This window comes from Chryseobacterium sp. SIMBA_029 (assembly GCF_046535275.1).
Lineage (GTDB): Bacteria > Bacteroidota > Bacteroidia > Flavobacteriales > Weeksellaceae > Chryseobacterium.
This window is the reverse complement of record NZ_JAWRXA010000859.1, coordinates 1-235: the sequence shown is the minus strand read 5'-3', so window position 1 is coordinate 235 and position 235 is coordinate 1. Positions and strand designations below refer to the sequence as shown.

Genomic DNA, 235 nt, shown 5'->3' with positions numbered 1-235 from the left:
GGATAGGATTTTTTCTTACTCCAAAATTAGAGGAGATATATCCGTCTGTTGGCATTCCCAAAGGAACCTGCATCAGTTTTTTTTGTAGATCCATCAGATACTGGCTGTATCGGTTGGCTTGCTTGGAAAGATAAATAGAATTGGCAATGCTGTCCTGATCAAGCATCATTAGCTTTTCATTAGAGATGTCCTTAGATTTAAGGAAAGAATTAAGTTGACCAACAGTTTCATCTAC

General features: G+C 37.4%; 1 pseudogene. It reads right to left on the bottom strand.

The annotated features are described in order from the left end of the window. Nucleotides 1-235, bottom strand: a pseudogene (locus tag SB679_RS26315) (M23 family peptidase); the annotation flags it as partial.